Raw genomic sequence first — 15396 nt, forward strand, 5'->3', positions numbered from 1 at the left:
GCCGGGTCGCCGGCACCGGACGGGCCGGGGTCAGTGGTGCCGGCCGGCCGGGGTCACCGGCGGCGCACGCCGGCCTCCTCGCCGTACTCGCCGAGGATGACCACGTCGAAGGCGGCTCCCACGAAGACCTTGACCGCGCGCAGGGCGTCGCCGAGGCGGTGGCGGTGGGCGCCGGAGAGGGGGGTCGCTCCGGAAGGGCGACCGGGGGCTGGGTTGAGGGTCGCTGCACTCATGTCTCCATGATGGACACGGCGGCGGCGGACGGCATCGGTCCCAGGTCCCCGGTCGGCGTACTACCTGGGTACACCCGTGGACCCGGGCTTCCCCTACGGGACACGGGGTCCGCCCTCAGGGTGCGGGAAAACGCGTTGGCCCCTCCGGCCGCGCTCACCTAGAATCTCCGCTCTTGCCCGCCTCCCCTCGGAGTGCCGCCGTCCGGACGGAAACCGGACGGCATCGCCGTTGCCCACCCCAGCCGGCCCGGAGGCACCCCCTTGTCCACGCCCGCCCACGACGATCCCCTCGGCCGGGAGCGCGCCCACCTCTTCTCCTCCCGCGCCGCCCTGCGCGCCATGCGGGAGGACGTCGAGTCCCTCGACATCAGCGACGTCACCGCGAACTGGGTCAACGCCCAGATCCTGGAGCGCCAGATCGAGGAGCGCATCAAGGCGCTCGCCGACCTCAGTGACACCCCGCTGTTCTTCGGCCGGCTCGACTACCTGCACGCTCCCGGCGCCGACCGGGCGGAGGGCGCGGAGGGGGAACGGTTCTACATCGGGCGGCGGCATGTGCACGACGAGGGCGGCGACCCGATGGTCATCGACTGGCGTGCGCCGGTCTCGCAGCCGTTCTACCGGGCCTCGAAGAAGGACCCGATGGACATCGGGCTCAGGCGGCGCTTCGGCTACACCGGCGGCGACCTGACCGCGTACGAGGACGAGCACCTCTCCGACCCCGGGGAGGCGGCGCGCACCAGCAAGCTGCTCCAGCAGGAGATCGAGCGGCCGCGTGTCGGTCCGATGCGGGACATCGTCGCCACCATCCAGCCCGAGCAGGACGAGATCGTCCGTTCCGGGCTGGGCGGGACGGTGTGCGTGCAGGGAGGCCCGGGAACCGGGAAGACGGCCGTCGGCCTGCACCGTGTCGCGTACCTCCTCTACGCCCACCGGGAGCGGCTCGCCCGCACCGGCACCCTGGTCATCGGGCCGAACCGGTCCTTCCTGCACTACATCGAGCAGGTGCTGCCCGCCCTGGGTGAGATGGCGGTGCGCCAGGCGACCGTCGACGACCTGGTGGCGCAGGTGGAGGTGCGGGGCGCGGACGACGCGGCCGCCGCGATCGTCAAGGGCGACGCGAGGATGGCCCAGGTCGTGCGCCGGGCCGTCTACGCGCACGTCAGGATGCCCACCGAGCCGGTGGTCGTGGTGCGCGGCTCCCGCCGGTGGCGGGTCCCGGCGTACGAACTGGAGGTCATGGTCCGCGAGTTGCTGGACCGGGACATCCGGTACGGCGCCGCCCGGGACGCGCTGCCGCAGCGCGTCGCGCACGCCGTGCTGGTGCAGATGGAGCGTTCCGGCGAGGCGCCGGACGACCGGGTGCAGGACGCCGTCGCCCGCAACACGGCGGTCAAGGCGGCCGTGAAGGAGCTCTGGCCGCCGGTCGACCCGGCGAAGCTCGTGCTGCGGCTGCTCTCGGACCCGGACTTCCTCGCCGCGCACGCGGAGGGGATCCTCACCGAGGACGAGCAGAAGACGATCCTGTGGGCGAAGCCGGCGCGGTCGGTGAAGTCCGCCAGGTGGTCGGCGGCGGACGCGGTGCTGATCGACGAGGCGACGGACGTCGTGGAGCGCACGCACTCCCTCGGCCATGTCGTCCTCGACGAGGCGCAGGACCTCTCCCCCATGCAGTACCGGGCCGTCGGCCGCCGGTGCACCACCGGCAGCGCGACCGTCCTGGGGGACCTGGCGCAGGGCACCACGCCGTGGGCGACACGCAGCTGGGCGGAGGCGCTGACCCACCTCGGCAAGCCGGAGGCGGTGGTCGAGGAGCTGACCGCCGGTTTCCGGGTGCCGACGGACGTCATCACGTACGCCTCCCGGCTGCTGCCGCACATCGCGCCCGGACTGACCCCGGTCGCCTCGGTCCGGGAGAACCCCGGCTTCTTCGACCTGCGGCCGGTCGAGGAGACCGCCGAGGTGGTGGCCGCGTGCGAGGAGCTGCTGCGCAACGAGGGCTCGACCGGCCTGATCGCGGCCGACGCCCGGGTGCCCGTGCTCGCCCAGGCCCTGACGGCGGCCGGTATCGCCCATCTGGCCCCCGGCGAGGAGACCACCCGCGAGACCCGTCTCACCCTGGTCCCGGCCTCCCTGGCCAAGGGCCTGGAGTACGACTACGTGGTCCTCGACGAGCCCCGCGCGGTCGTCGACGCCGAACCGGACGAGCGCACGGGTCTGCGCCGCCTGTACGTGGCTCTGACCCGAGCGGTGTCGGGCCTGATCGTGACGCACGGGGGGCCGCTGCCGGAGCAGCTCACGGCCTGAGCAGCTCACGGCCTGAGCCCGCGGGGCCTCACCGGTCCGGCTTCCGGTCCCGTTTCCGGTCCGGCTGGGTCAGTGTTCCCGGCCCTCGTCCAGTGCCCGTCGCCACTCCCGCACCGCCTGCGCCGACACCGGGCCCGTCCAGCCCCCGGGGCGGGCCGCGCCGCCGATGTGGAAGGCGTCGATCCCGGCGGCGCGCAGGGCCGGCACATGGTCGAGGCGGAGGCCGCCGCCGACCAGGAGCTGCTGCTCGTAGCCCTGCTCGCCGCCGCAGGCCGCCTCGGCGAGCAGGACCGGCAGGCCCTCGTCGACGCCGGAGGCGGAGCCGGCCGTGAGGTAGGTGTCGAGGCCGGGCATGCCGTCCAGCTGCTTGCGCAGGGCGTTGCGGTCGGCGCTGTGGTCCAGGGCCCGGTGGAACGTCCAGGGGCAGCCGTCCAGTTCCGCGACGATCCGTTCCACGGCGGCCAGGTCAGGACCGCCCTCCGCGTCGAGGAAACCGAGCACGAACTCCTCGGCGCCGGCCGACCGCAGCGCACGGGCGGCCCGCACGAGCCGGTCGACGTCGCCCGCGGCGAAGCCGTCCGCCAGCCGCAGCATCACGCGCAGCCGGAGGCCGACCGCGGCCCGGATCGCGGCGAAGACCTCGACGGGCGGGGTGAGCCCGTCCGCGGCCATGTCGGTGATCAGTTCGAGGCGGTCCGCGCCTCCGGCCTGCGCGGCGACGGCGTCCTCGGCGTCGAGGGCGATCACCTCCAGAACTGCACGCTCGCTCATGGGACCCCATTCCTCGGCGATAGGTCTAAACCAATTCAAGAGTATCTCCGTCCGCGCGACAATGAGGCCATGGCCGATCTCGACGCGCTGCGCGCACGCTTCGCCCACACCCTCCGGGCAGCCCGGGAACCCGGCGAGGGCCCCGACCCGGCGCCCTACGCCGACCGCCTCCTGACCCGCTGGCAGGAGCCGCAGCGCCACTACCACACGCTCACGCACCTCACGGCGGTCCTCGACCACGTCGACGCGCTGGAGCGGTACGCCGCCGACCCGGCCGCCGTCCGGCTGGCCGCCTGGTTCCACGACGCGGTGTACCTCCCCGACCGCTCCGAGAACGAGGAACGCTCGGCCCGCCTCGCCGAACGCGCCCTGGCGGAGGCCGGGGTTCCGGACGCCCGAACCGCCGAGGTCGCCCGCCTGGTCCGGCTCACCGTCACCCACGACCCGGCCGACGACGACCGCGACGGCCAGGTGCTGTGCGACGCCGACCTCGCGATCCTCGCCGCGCCGCCGTCCGCGTACGCCGCGTACACCGCCGCCGTCCGCGCGGAGTACCACTTCGTGCCGACCGACGCCTTCCGCACCGGCCGCGCCGCGGTCCTGCGCCAACTCCTGGACCTGCCCCGGCTGTTCAGGACGCCGTACGGGGCGGCGGAGTGGGAGGCGACGGCCCGCTACAACCTGCGGGGCGAGCTGGAGCTGCTGGCCTCGTGATCCGGACCGCGACCGGCCGCCTCACCCTCCGGAGCGCCGCCCTGCCCGCCCTCGCCGAACTGCGGGCGGGCGGCAGCGGCGGCTACGCCTGGCTCGGCGGCGCGCCCTACGAGGGGACGCGCGGCGCCGCCGGCATGGCGCTCAAGGCGCATGAAGCGGGCGTCCTGCGCCCCGGCTTCGGGCTCTACGTCCTCGTACGGACCGCGGACGGCCGGGCCCTCGGCAGCATGGGCTTCCACGGCGCCCCCGACGAGGACGGCCGCACCGAGATCGGCTACGACCTCGTCGAGCCCGCCCGCGGCCACGGCTACGCGACCGAGGCCCTGCGCGCGCTGGCCGACTGGGCGCTGGCCCGGGACGACGTACACCGGCTGTTCGCGACCGTCGCCCACGCCAACGCGCCCTCGCGCGCCGTGCTCGAACGGTCGGGGTTCGTCCTGGTCGGGGAGGGCGAGGAGGAGTACGCCTACGAGCTGCGCCGGCAGCGGCCGGTGCTCCCCTAGAGCCGGTCGTTCGGATCATGCCGCGCGGGGTGTGGCCCGCAGGCCCTGGCTAGACCGTGTCCGGACCGGGGCCCCGTGCCGCGCCCTTGCGTCTGCGCAGACCCGCCCCGTGCAGCAGCCGCACCACCTCGCGGCTGCCGACCTCGACCGCCCCGGCGGCGACCACCTCGGCGTACCGGTGGGACGGGATGTCGTAGTGGTCACGCTCGAAGGCGCGCCGGGGCACGCCCAGGTGCCCGGCGAAGTCGTGCAGTTCGTCGTACGAGACGTCGCTGACCAGGTGGGACCACATGCGTCCGTGTCCCGGCCAGTTCGGCGGGTCGATGTAGACCGTCACGACGAGGACGTTCCCCCGGACGCCGAGCCCAGGGCGCCCACCGCCGCGACCTTCACGCCCGCCAGATGGCACACCCAGTGCGGGTCCGGCCCCAGCTCCGGTTCGACGTCGAGCGCGTGCGGGTCGCCGGAGCCGCACACCGGGCACAGCGGCCAGCGCCCGTACCGCTCCAGCAGGGCGTCCTGCACGTCCTGGGCCACCAGCCCGGCCACGTAGTGCGCCCCCTCCGGCCACTGCTCGACCCACCAGCGCCGCTGGATCACCGAGTCCTCGACCATGGACACCACGTCCGCCGCGGCGACCTGACCGGCGGCCAGATCGGCCAGCACGAGGGAACGCGCGGCGTGCAGGGCCTGTTCCAGGGGACTCACGGAGTCGGCGGAGGGATCCATGTCCCCATTGTGCGCACTCTTGACCGCTTCCAGAACCGAAAATACCTTTCAGAAGTGACCCAGGATGTGAAGGAAACTTTCAGTCCGGCTCAACCGGCCGCGTCCGCACCGGCGCCCGCGCCCGCCGCCCTCGCCGCCAAGGTCCGCACCATGGCCCCGTCCCTGACCCGTTCCATGCAGCGCGTGGCCGAGGCCGTCGCCGGCGACCCCGCCGGCTGCGCCGCCCTCACCGTCACCGGCCTCGCCGAACGCACCGGCACCAGCGAGGCGACCGTCGTGCGCACCGCCCGGCTGCTCGGCTACCCCGGCTACCGCGACCTGCGGCTCGCCCTCGCCGGGCTGGCGGCCCAGCAGCAGTCCGGGCGGGCGCCCGCCCTCACCACCGACATCGACGTCGACGACTCCCTCGCCGATGTCGTCGCCAAGCTCGCCCACGACGAGCAGCAGACCCTCGCCGACACCGCCGCCGGCCTCGACACCGCGCAGCTGGAGGCCGCGGTCGGCGCGGCCGCCGGCGCGCGGCGCATCGACGTGTACGGCATCGGGGCGTCCGGGCTGGTCGCCCAGGACCTCACCCAGAAGCTGCTGCGGATCGGTCTCATCGCCCACGCCCACAGCGATCCGCACCTCGCGGTGACGAACGCGGTCCAGCTGCGCGGCGGCGACGTGGCGATCGCGATCACGCACTCCGGGTCGACCGGGGACGTCATCGAACCGCTGCGGGTCGCCTTCGAACAGGGGGCCACGACCGTCGCGATCACCGGGCGGCCGGAGAGCGCGGTGACGCAGTACGCGGACCATGTGCTGACCACGTCGACGGCCCGGGAGAGCGAGTGGCGGCCGGCCGCGATGTCCTCGCGGACGGGACAGCTGCTGGTGGTGGACTGTCTGTTCGTGGGGGTGGCCCAGCGGACGTACGCGACGGCGGGGCCCGCGCTCGCCGCGTCGTACGAGGCGTTGGCGCACCGGCACCGGTAGGAGTGTCCCGTGGAGCATCGCACCGGAGTCGAAAAGAGCCTCTTCCCATGACCTCTCTCCCCCATGACCTGCGCGCCCAGCTGAACTCGCTGACCACCGAGGCCTTCCGGCCCGAACTCGCCGAGATCGACCGCCTTCCCACTCTCGCCATCACCCGGCTCATGAACGGCGAGGACGCCGCCGTGCCGGCGGCCGTGGCCGAGCGGCTGCCCCAGATCGCCGCCGTGATCGACGCCGTGGCCGAGCGGATGACCCGGGGCGGCCGGCTGATCTACGCGGGAGCCGGGACGGCGGGACGGCTCGGGGTGCTCGACGCCTCCGAGTGCCCGCCGACCTTCAACACCGCTCCCGGGCAGGTCGTCGGGGTCCTCGCGGGCGGGCCCGCGGCGATGGTGACCTCGGTCGAGGGCGCGGAGGACTCCCGGGAACTGGCCGCCCGGGACCTGGCGGCACTCTCGCTGACCCCCGAGGACTCGGTGATCGGCGTCTCCGCCTCGGGGCGCACGCCGTACGCGATCGGCGCCGTCGAGTACGCGCGCTCCCGGGGCGCGCTGACCGTCGGGCTGGCCTGCAACGCGGGCAGTGCGCTGGCCGCGGCCGCCGACCACGGGATCGAGGTGGTCACCGGTCCCGAACTGCTCACCGGCTCGACCCGGCTGAAGGCGGGCACGGCCCAGAAGCTGGTCCTCAACATGGTCTCGACGATCACGATGATCCGCCTGGGCAAGACGTACGGGAACCTGATGGTCGACGTCCGCGCGTCGAACGACAAGCTGCGCGCCCGCTCCCGGCGGATCGTCGCCCTGGCGACGGGCGCCGCGGACCCGGAGATCGAGGTGGCCCTCACGGCCACCGGCGGCGAGGTGAAGGACGCGATCCTGGTGCTGCTCGCGGGGGTGGACGGGCCGTCGGCCGCCCGCCTTCTGGAGGAGTCCGGGGGACATCTGCGTGCCGCGCTCGGTGCGGCGGGCGGCTGAGCCGCACGCTCGGGGGGTGCCTATCGACGCCTCCTCCACCGCCGCCGCGATCCTGCCGCTCGTCGGCGGCCCCGCGAACGTCACCTCCGTCGCCCACTGCATGACCCGGCTGCGCCTGCGCCTGGCCGACCCGTCCCGGGTGGACGGGGAGGCGCTGCGCGAGCTGCCCGGGGTGCTCGGGATCGTCGCGGACGACGACACCTGCCAGGTGGTGCTCGGCCCGGGGGTGGTGGCACGGGTGACGGCCGAGTTCGAACGGCTGACCGCCACGCCGGAACCGGGCGCTCAGGGGGCGGTCGCACCGGATGGGGCCGCACCGGATCCGGCCACGGTGGCACCGGCCGCTCAGGGGTCGGCCGCTCAGGGGTCGGCCGTTCAGGGCGCCGAACCGCCGCCGGCCCGCACGGCGCGCGGCGCGACCCCGCTGAAGGCCGTACTGCGCCGCCTCGCCGCCGTCTTCGTCCCGCTCATCCCGGCCCTGATCGGCTGCGGGATCCTGGCCGGCCTGAACGGGCTGCTGGTCAACACCGGCCTGCTGCCCGGCCTCACCCCCGCCCTGGCCGCCGTCGCCGCCGCGTTCATGGCGCTGATCGCCGTGTTCGTCGGCCACAACACGGCGAAGGAGTTCGGCGGGACCCCGATCCTGGGCGGTGCGGTGGCGGCGATCGTGGTCTACCCGGGGGTCGCGAAGGTGACGGCGTTCGGGGTGACGCTCTCCCCCGGCCAGGGCGGGGTCCTCGGCGCCCTGGCCGCCGCGCTGCTGGCGACCTACGTCGAGAAGACGTGCCGGGGCCGGGTCCCCGAGACCCTCGACGTGCTGCTGACCCCGGCGCTGACGGTCCTCGTCGCGGGCCTGGGCACGCTGTACGGGATCATGTACGTGGCCGGCGCGGTGTCCACGGCGATCGGCACGGCGGCGAACTGGCTGCTGGCGACGACCGGCGCCTTCGCGGGCCTGGTCCTGGGCGGCCTCTTCCTGCCGCTGGTGATGCTCGGCCTGCACCAGGCCCTCATCCCCATCCACACCACCCTCATCGAACAGCAGGGCTACACGGTCCTGCTCCCGGTCCTGGCCATGGCGGGCGCGGGCCAGGTCGGCGCGGCCGTCGCGGTGTACGTCCGGCTGCGCCACGACGTGTCCCTCGGCGCGTCCCTGCGGACGACCATCAGGTCGGCGCTCCCGGCGGGCCTGCTGGGCGTCGGCGAGCCGCTCATCTACGGCGTCTCGCTGCCCCTCGGCCGACCGTTCCTCACCGCCTGCACGGGCGGCGCGGCCGGCGGGGCCTTCGTCGGCTTCTTCGCGATGCTCGGCGACAAGGTCGGCGCGAGCGCGATCGGCCCGTCGGGCTGGGCACTGTTCCCGCTGCTGGCCGGGAACCGTGGACTGGGCATGACCGCGGCGATCTACGCGGGCGGGCTGGTGACGGGATACGCGGTGGGTTTCGCCGCGACCTACGCCTTCGGCGGGGTGACCGCGGCGGTCGCGGCCCAGCGCGCACACAGCTCCTGAGGGGAGGATGGCACCGTGCTCGTCGTGGAGATCCATGTACCCCTGACATCCCCGCCCGGTCTGCCCGCGGGGGCGTACCCCTACCCCTGGATCGACGAGGTCGAGGACGTCCTGGCCGAGCTGGAGGAGAACGGCGTCGCCGAGGTCTTCGACGAGGGCGTGGAGTACGGGGATTTCTACGTCTTCTTCGTCACCGGCGCGGCGGAGGCGGAGCTGCTGGGGGTGGCCGCCCGGGTGGCCGCGCTGCCCGGGGTCCCGGCCGGGGCCCTCGCGGTCGTGAGCGACGACCCGGACGGGGAGATCGGGCACGGCCGGCGGCTGGAGCTGCCACCGGCCGCGAGCTGACCGGCCACCACCGCTTACCGCCGGCCGGTGACCGGCGTGACCGGCACGCCGACGTGCCCGCCGACACCGGCGCGACCGGGGTGACCGGCATGACCGGCGACACCCGCGTGACCGCGTGTCCGGCGACACCGGCGCGACCGGCGTGCCCGGACACCTTCGCGATCCGGGTGCCGACCTCGCCCGGGTCGTGACCGGCGCCGTGGCCGACGGACCCGTGGGAGGCCGCCGCACGTCGGCCGTCGGCCGCCCCTCGACGGCCCCGGCGCCGCCCGCCCTACTCTTGGTGCCATGAACCACGCCCAGCTCACCGCCCTGGGCCGTGCCCTCCGGCTGCTCGGGGAGCACGGCGAGGCCCTGACCTCCGACACGCCCGACGCCCGGTTGCACGAGGTCAAGGCCGATCTGCGGCGCGCCCTGGAGCTGCTGGACGAGAGCGTCACCAGCACCGCCGCCACCACCCGCTGCGCCGAGCACCCGAACGGACCGGTCGACGAGGCCGCCCCCGATCTCTGCCTGCTCTGCGAGACCCGGCGCCGGGCGGCCCGCCGCGCCGAGTTCAACGGCCCGGCGCCGCAGCCCGCGCACACCTCCACCGCCCCCTCCCGGTACGGCACCCGGGCCGACCGGCCCCAGCCCCAGCAGCGCTGGCTGCCGGAACTGTGGAACGGCCAGGAGTGGCAGCTGTGCGGGACACCGCGGCGGGACCGGCAGGAGGCCGAGCTGTACCTCGCCGCCCTGCGCCGCGGCTCCCGGCCCGCCATGGCCTACCGGCTGGTGCACGAGTTCACCGACTACGAGGTGCTCCGCATCTGGGGAACCCCGGTGAAGGTCGACATCGAGCCCTTGGGCAACCTGTAGGCCCGGGCTTCAAGGACTACGCGGACGGGCCGTCGAGCCTGGGGCCGCACCCACGCAGCCCCAGGCTCGCCTCCTGATACAGATCAGGTGGGCCATCGATCGGGAAGGCCGGCGTCCCCGGTCGCCGGCAGCACTCCTTGCGTGGGACTGATGGTCCGCCACATATCGTCCGCACCATCACGCGTGAGGAAGAGAATGACCTGCTTCTGATCGCGGAGGGGGTCTCCTTCGGGATACGGATCCCCGGCAGCGCACTTCTGAGGCGTCGAAACGACCTTCAGATCCTCATGCCCCACCGCGTCTCCCTTGAACAGAGGGAGCCCCATCGTCCTGACCGAGTAGACGTGTGCCTCGGTGCCGTGGACCTTCTCGCTACCGACCGCCTTGACGACGTCGGCGGTGACGACCCAGTCCGCTTGCTCAAGAGCCTTGCTTGGACTGGCGTAGGCGGGCCAGTCGCCACAGTCGCCCTGGCCGTCGTCAGCGGATGCCGACGAACACGCCGTCAGACCGACCAAGAGGACCAGTGCCACAGAGAGCCGGGCTTTCATGGAAGCCGTCCTGTTCCATCCTCGAGCCTTGCCACCGACCGTACGGCGGTTTACAAGGCAGCGCTTACGCACCTGGCACATCACCCGGTGGCGAGATTCCCCATGCTGTACGTCGATGTGTAGCCGATCGAGCTGTAGTGCATCTTCCCGGCGCCGTCGGATCCCGAAAGGATACCTCGTGCGGTATTTCCCGTAGTGCTGCTGGCGACGGCACCGCCACTGTCACCGGGCTTTGCCGAGAATGTGGCCGCGGACTGCCCGTACACGACACAACCGCATGTGCTGCTCCGGCGGCTCGCGTTCGTAGAAGTGATCTTTCCGCAGGTCGGGGTCGCGGAGTTCCGGCCGAAGAGGCAGGAGCTTGACCCCACAGATCCCAGCGCCTGCTTCTTGACGACCCGGGCCTTGCTCGAATTGTTCTGATACAGCCAGGGCTTCGCGTCGCTGGAGATACTTATGAAACGCATGTCCGCATGCGTGCCATTCTTCAGGGCATTGTTACTCGTCAGCGAACCGTACGCGGCTCCCGATTTGACCGTACCGCTGTTCCGGCCCCAGTCGCAGTGCCCCGCGGTCACGGCCCCCCATGAACTGCCCTTTTTGACGACCCATCCGATGGTGCAGCCTCCCCCGCTGGGCATGGTGACTCCCACCCCGCCACGTCGGGGCGAGCCGCATGCGTTGCGGGACGTGCACGCCAGATCGTCGGCACCCTTGCTGACAGTGATGTTCGCGGGAACGCCCAGGTTCCCGAGGGTTTCCCGCAGGCCCGCCGGATCGGTACCGGGCTTCAAGGCCACGTTGAGCCGATTGGCCTCCACGTCCTCCTCGACGGAGACGACCGACACCGTGTCTGCGGTGCTGTCGTCCCACTCCCACACCGTCTTCATGGCGTTGGTGAGTTCCAGGGACGAGCGCTGGACGACCCGGAACTCGACGTCATCGGCGGAACTGCCCGAGGAGACGGCCTTCGCCGCGAGTTCGTCCCGGGCCTCCTTCCCAGGCAGCGCATCGGCGAACTGCACGACCAGGCGTCCACCGTTCTTGGTGTCGAGGAACTGGCCGGCGAAGTTGCCCTGCTCGCCGAACTTCTGAACCATCGGCTCGACCGCGGATGTCAGCGTGTCGCGGCGCTGCATCTCCGCAGCCTCGGCGGCCGTTCCGATGAAGCCCCATTCGTTGACGAGCGGCTGCGTGTCCTCGTCCGCGGAAGCAGCGAAGGCCATGTCAGCCTTCAGGGTGGAGGGCAACTCGGTGCCGCTGGCCTCGAATCCGAACTCGCGGCGCAGTCGGTCGGATTCGGCGATGATGTCTTCGTCGGCCTGCCCCGTTGGCGTTGGCAGGCCGACGACGCCGGGCGAGGTGGGCGCCGCCTGCACCGCCATCGCAGGAGTCGCCACCGGTACTAGCATTCCGGCCACTGCCAGGGCAGGCAGCACGACGGATCTGATCCTCATTCGATTCCCCCATTGAAGCGAATATCCAAGGGTGTTGCACGGAGCCCCCCGGCAACTTCCACGGACATGTGGTGCTTACGTGGTCAGCGTGAGCACCGAGGCGTTGGTCAGCGCCTGGAGAAACAGTACGGTTCTCGAACAAATGGATCAAGAGAGATGTGACGCGTTCGCGGTGACTTGTCCTTGAAGCAACCCCAGTTCGGGCAGCACTCCGTGACGGTCTCTCAGTTCGCGGGACTCCGCTGATCGAGTAGGTCGCGGCCCTTGGGCGTCATCCGGCCCAAGCCTCCAGCCCTATCCCTGGGCAGCCGGCAACGGCAGCGGCGGGAAGTCCCTCCCCTCCCACAGCCGGCGGGACGTCTCCTGCGGGTAGGGGACCGTCTCCGGCCGCACGTCCAGCACCCGCACCGGCCTGCGCCCGGTGTCGTACGGGGCCCAGCCCGGGTCGCCGGTGCGCGCGAAGGACGTCCAGGACGTGCGGAAGAGCTCCGAGAGCGCCCGCGCCTCCTGCGTCACCTCCGCCCCGGCGAACAGCAGGTTCCCGAGGTCCGCGTCGAACGTGCCGAACAGCAGCGGGACGTCCAGGCCGTGGCAGGCGCCCAGGGTGCCGCCCATTCCGGGGGCCTGCCAGGTCAGCTGGTAGACGTGGGCTCGCCCGCCGGCCGCCACCTGCGCCTCGGCCAGGTGCAGGGACGGCATGTGGAACAGCCAGTCCGACTGGACGCGCTCGAACAGCTCGGCCGGCCCCGCGTCCGGGTAGGCCCGGCGGTAGGCGCGTTCGCCCGCCTCTCCGTCCGGGGCGAACAGCCGCAGCGCGTCCGCCGCCTGTTTCTCCGTCACCTTGTCCGCCAGACCGCCCAGGACCAGGAACAGACGCCACTCCTGCGCGTTGTGCCCGACGAGGAGGTCGATGTCCCGGGCGGCGCCCTCGGCCAGCGCCCGCCAGGGGGTCGTCGGCAGCACCTCGCCGTCCACCACCGGGGAGAACGGGGTGACCGTGGGCGCCACCCGGCCCCAGCGGTCCACGCGCTGCCCCATCGTGGTGCCCAGCGCGGCCCCGGCCTCGGGCAGCGCCCGCGGGTCCACCGTCGCCAGGTCGGCGGCCGTCGGGCGCAGGCCCGCCTCCGCGGCGATCGCGGTCGCGAGGTCCCGGGCCAGTTCGTCGGAGAAGTACGTGCCGGGCACGCTCTGGGCGATCGCCCGCCCGAACAGGCCCCGTGCGCCCGGCATCGCCAGCAGCGCCGCCACGGACCCGGCGCCCGCCGACTCGCCGAACACGGTCACCCTGCCGGGGTCGCCGCCGAACCCCGTGATGTTGTCCCGCACCCACTCCAGCGCCGCCACCTGGTCGAGCAGGCCCCGGTTGGCGGGCGCCCCCTCGATCCGCGCGAACCCTTCGACGCCGACGCGGTAGTTGAGGGTGACGACGACCAGGTCACCGGCGCGGGCTATGTGCTGGGCGTCGTAGCCCGGACTGCCGGAGTGGCCGAGCTTGTAGGCGCCGCCGTAGATCCACACCATCACCGGGCGATGCGCCCGGTCGTCGGCGTCGGGTGTCCAGACGTTGACCGTCAGCCAGTCGTCACCGGTGGGCGCGTCGAGGACGCCCGTGCGGCCCTGGATGCCGGCCTCCTGCGGGGGTGGCGGGCCGAAGACGTACGCCTCCCGTGTGCCGTCCCACGGGTGGGGCGGGCGCGGGGCCTGGAAGCGGGCCTCGCCGACCGGGGGCGCGGCGAACGGGATGCCCCGAAAGACCGTCAGACCGCTTTCCCGGCGGCCGCGGACGGCACCCGCCGCGGTGCGTACGACGAGTGCGGGTCCGGCCTCGGATGTCGTCATCGGCGCTCCTGAAGATCGGTACTCCTGAAGAATCGCGGGTCACTCGTGGAACGGCTGCTGATCACGGAAAGTGCCGGAGGCGGCCGTCACCCCTCGTGTGGGTGACGGCCACCTCCGGCCGGGCCGACGCGGCTCACACCTTGACGGGTGCGGCCTCCTGCGTCCCCTCGGCGGCGGCGGGCTCCGCGGCGGTCTTACGGCCGGGGATGAAGCCGGCGAGGAAGAAGGCGAGCAGGGCGGCTCCCGCGCCGATCGCCATGACGACCTTGAAGGCGTTCTCCGAGGGCAGGGCGTACCCGCCGAAGTCGGTGGTCATCCGCGCGAGGACGACACCGGCGACGGCGCTGGCGAAGGACGTGCCCAGCGACCGCATCAGGGTGTTGAGGCTGTTGGCCGCGCCGGTCTGGGAGGGGTCGACCGCGCCCATGATCAGGGCGGGCATCGCGCCGTAGGTGAAGCCGACGCCGGCGCCGATGACGCAGGACACCAGGACCAGGTGCCAGACCTCGCTCATGAGAGCGATGTTCAGGGAGTAGCCGGCGGCGACGATCAGGGCACCGATCATCAGGGTCACCTTCGGCCCCTTGGCCTTGGTGATCCGGGCGGAGACCGCGGACATGACCATCATGACGAAGCCCTGCGGGGCCAGCACCAGGCCGACGGTCAGCATCGACCTGCCGAGGCCGTAGCCGGTCTGCTCGGGGAGCTGGAGCAGCTGCGGCAGGACCAGGGACATCGCGAACATCGAGAAGCCGAGGGCGACCGAGGCGAGGTTGGTGAACAGCACCTGGGTCCTGGCGGTGGTGCGCAGGTCGACCAGCGGCTGCCGGGCCTTCAGCTCCCAGCGGCCCCAGGCGAACAGGATCAGCACGGCGGCGGCGCCCAGCCCGAGCGTGGTGGCGGAGGTCCAGCCCCAGTCGGCGCCCTTGGACACGGTCAGCAGCAGTGCGACCAGTCCGGCGGACAGGCCGAGCGAGCCGACGAGGTCGAAGCGTCCGCCGGCGCGGTGCCGCGACTCGGGGACGAACGCCAGGACGAGGAGGAGGGCGACGACGCCGAGGGCGGCGGAGGTCCAGAAGAGGACGTGCCAGTCCCAGTTGTCGGCGATGAACGCGGCGGACGGCAGTCCGAGCGCGCCGCCGACGCCGAGGGAGGCGCTCATCACCGCGGTCGAACCGGCGAGCTTCTCCGCGGGGACGGTGTCGCGCAGGATGCTGATGCCCAGCGGCACCACGGCGGCCGACAGGCCCTGGAGCGCACGGCCGACGATCATCGGGACGAGGGAGTCGGCGAAGGCGCAGACCACCGAGCCGGAGATCAGCAGCAGGATGCTGACGACCAGCATCCGCCGCTTGCCGATCATGTCGCCGAGCCGGCCGACGACCGGGGTGGCGACGGCGGCCGCGAGCAGGGTGGCGGTGACCGCCCAGGCGGTGTCGGAGGCGGGCGCGTCCAGCAGCTTCGGCAGCTCGGGGACGATCGGGATGACCAGGGTCTGCATCAGCGAGACGACGATCCCGGCCAGGGCCAGCACCGCCACCACGGCGTTCGACCCCGGCCGGGCGGATGTCTCCGCCGCGGCGGGTCGGGCAAGGGCGTCGGACATGACAGGGCCTCCGTCGAA

16 protein-coding genes are annotated in these 15396 nt (G+C 72.9%); 8 read left to right on the forward strand and 8 right to left on the reverse strand.

Going from position 1 to position 15396, the window contains the following annotated elements; genetic code table 11:
- Nucleotides 1-53 precede the first annotated feature (53 nt).
- Complete coding sequence (locus IE275_RS23785) at nucleotides 54-233, reverse strand: hypothetical protein (RefSeq protein WP_189713403.1); 180 nt, start codon at nucleotides 231-233, stop codon at nucleotides 54-56.
- Between the two features lie 261 nt (nucleotides 234-494).
- On the opposite strand from IE275_RS23785, the gene IE275_RS23790 reads away from it, so the two are divergent.
- Nucleotides 495-2540 carry a HelD family protein gene (locus IE275_RS23790; RefSeq protein ID WP_189713404.1) on the forward strand — a complete coding sequence of 682 codons (2046 nt, stop codon included), beginning with the start codon at nucleotides 495-497 and terminating at the stop codon, nucleotides 2538-2540.
- A gap of 69 nt (nucleotides 2541-2609) precedes the next feature.
- Here IE275_RS23790 and IE275_RS23795 read toward each other — a convergent pair whose 3' ends face one another.
- A complete protein-coding gene (locus IE275_RS23795; protein WP_189713405.1) occupies nucleotides 2610-3311 on the reverse strand; it encodes a copper homeostasis protein CutC in 702 nt (233 codons plus the stop codon).
- Nucleotides 3312-3380: 69 nt separating this feature from the next.
- On the opposite strand from IE275_RS23795, the gene IE275_RS23800 reads away from it, so the two are divergent.
- Together IE275_RS23800 and IE275_RS23805 are read left to right on the forward strand one after the other, a co-directional pair.
- Nucleotides 3381-4025 carry an HD domain-containing protein gene (locus tag IE275_RS23800; protein ID WP_189713406.1) on the forward strand — a complete coding sequence of 215 codons (645 nt, stop codon included), beginning with the start codon at nucleotides 3381-3383 and terminating at the stop codon, nucleotides 4023-4025.
- Nucleotides 4022-4528 (forward strand): GNAT family N-acetyltransferase, encoded by a 507-nt coding sequence (locus IE275_RS23805; RefSeq protein WP_373299279.1) that lies wholly within the window; start codon nucleotides 4022-4024, stop codon nucleotides 4526-4528. Before IE275_RS23800 ends, IE275_RS23805 begins: the two co-directional genes overlap by 4 nt.
- A 49-nt stretch (nucleotides 4529-4577) precedes the next feature.
- Here the strand turns inward: IE275_RS23805 and IE275_RS23810 are convergent, their stop codons facing one another.
- The gene (locus IE275_RS23810; protein WP_189713407.1) at nucleotides 4578-4865 is read right to left on the reverse strand and encodes a DUF4031 domain-containing protein; all 288 of its coding nucleotides are present in this window, start codon (nucleotides 4863-4865) and stop codon (nucleotides 4578-4580) included.
- Nucleotides 4862-5257 carry a DUF8819 family protein gene (locus tag IE275_RS23815; RefSeq protein WP_189713408.1) on the reverse strand — a complete coding sequence of 132 codons (396 nt, stop codon included), beginning with the start codon at nucleotides 5255-5257 and terminating at the stop codon, nucleotides 4862-4864. Before IE275_RS23815 ends, IE275_RS23810 begins: the two co-directional genes overlap by 4 nt.
- Before the next feature lie 54 nt (nucleotides 5258-5311).
- Between IE275_RS23815 and IE275_RS23820 the strand changes: the two genes are divergently transcribed.
- The 5 genes from IE275_RS23820 to IE275_RS23840 all read left to right on the forward strand — a co-directional run bounded on the left by IE275_RS23820 (nucleotide 5312) and on the right by IE275_RS23840 (nucleotide 9925).
- Nucleotides 5312-6235, forward strand: coding sequence for a MurR/RpiR family transcriptional regulator (locus IE275_RS23820; RefSeq protein WP_189713409.1), 924 nt, complete (start codon nucleotides 5312-5314; stop codon nucleotides 6233-6235).
- 47 nt (nucleotides 6236-6282) lie between these two features.
- Nucleotides 6283-7212, forward strand: coding sequence for an N-acetylmuramic acid 6-phosphate etherase (gene murQ / locus IE275_RS23825; RefSeq protein ID WP_189713410.1), 930 nt, complete (start codon nucleotides 6283-6285; stop codon nucleotides 7210-7212).
- Nucleotides 7213-7228: 16 nt separating this feature from the next.
- Nucleotides 7229-8722 (forward strand): PTS transporter subunit EIIC, encoded by a 1494-nt coding sequence (locus IE275_RS23830; RefSeq protein WP_229870482.1) that lies wholly within the window; start codon nucleotides 7229-7231, stop codon nucleotides 8720-8722.
- Nucleotides 8723-8737: 15 nt separating this feature from the next.
- Entirely contained in the window at nucleotides 8738-9067 is a 330-nt protein-coding gene (locus IE275_RS23835) for a hypothetical protein (RefSeq protein ID WP_189713411.1), read from the forward strand.
- A 288-nt stretch (nucleotides 9068-9355) separates the two neighbouring features.
- Nucleotides 9356-9925: a hypothetical protein gene (locus tag IE275_RS23840; RefSeq protein ID WP_189713412.1), complete on the forward strand. Its 570-nt coding sequence runs from the start codon at nucleotides 9356-9358 to the stop codon at nucleotides 9923-9925.
- A gap of 83 nt (nucleotides 9926-10008) precedes the next feature.
- Here IE275_RS23840 and IE275_RS23845 read toward each other — a convergent pair whose 3' ends face one another.
- The 4 genes from IE275_RS23845 to IE275_RS23860 all read right to left on the reverse strand — a co-directional run bounded on the left by IE275_RS23845 (nucleotide 10009) and on the right by IE275_RS23860 (nucleotide 15378).
- Nucleotides 10009-10476 (reverse strand): hypothetical protein, encoded by a 468-nt coding sequence (locus tag IE275_RS23845; protein ID WP_189713413.1) that lies wholly within the window; start codon nucleotides 10474-10476, stop codon nucleotides 10009-10011.
- 80 nt (nucleotides 10477-10556) lie between these two features.
- On the reverse strand, nucleotides 10557-11915 hold the full coding sequence (locus IE275_RS23850; protein ID WP_189713414.1) for a S1 family peptidase: 1359 nt from the start codon (nucleotides 11913-11915) through the stop codon (nucleotides 10557-10559).
- A gap of 312 nt (nucleotides 11916-12227) precedes the next feature.
- A complete protein-coding gene (locus IE275_RS23855; RefSeq protein ID WP_189713415.1) occupies nucleotides 12228-13772 on the reverse strand; it encodes a carboxylesterase/lipase family protein in 1545 nt (514 codons plus the stop codon).
- A 133-nt stretch (nucleotides 13773-13905) separates the two neighbouring features.
- Nucleotides 13906-15378: an MFS transporter gene (locus tag IE275_RS23860; protein WP_189713416.1), complete on the reverse strand. Its 1473-nt coding sequence runs from the start codon at nucleotides 15376-15378 to the stop codon at nucleotides 13906-13908.
- Nucleotides 15379-15396: the final 18 nt, after the last annotated feature.

This window comes from Streptomyces phaeofaciens (assembly GCF_014648915.1).
Lineage (GTDB): Bacteria > Actinomycetota > Actinomycetes > Streptomycetales > Streptomycetaceae > Streptomyces > Streptomyces phaeofaciens.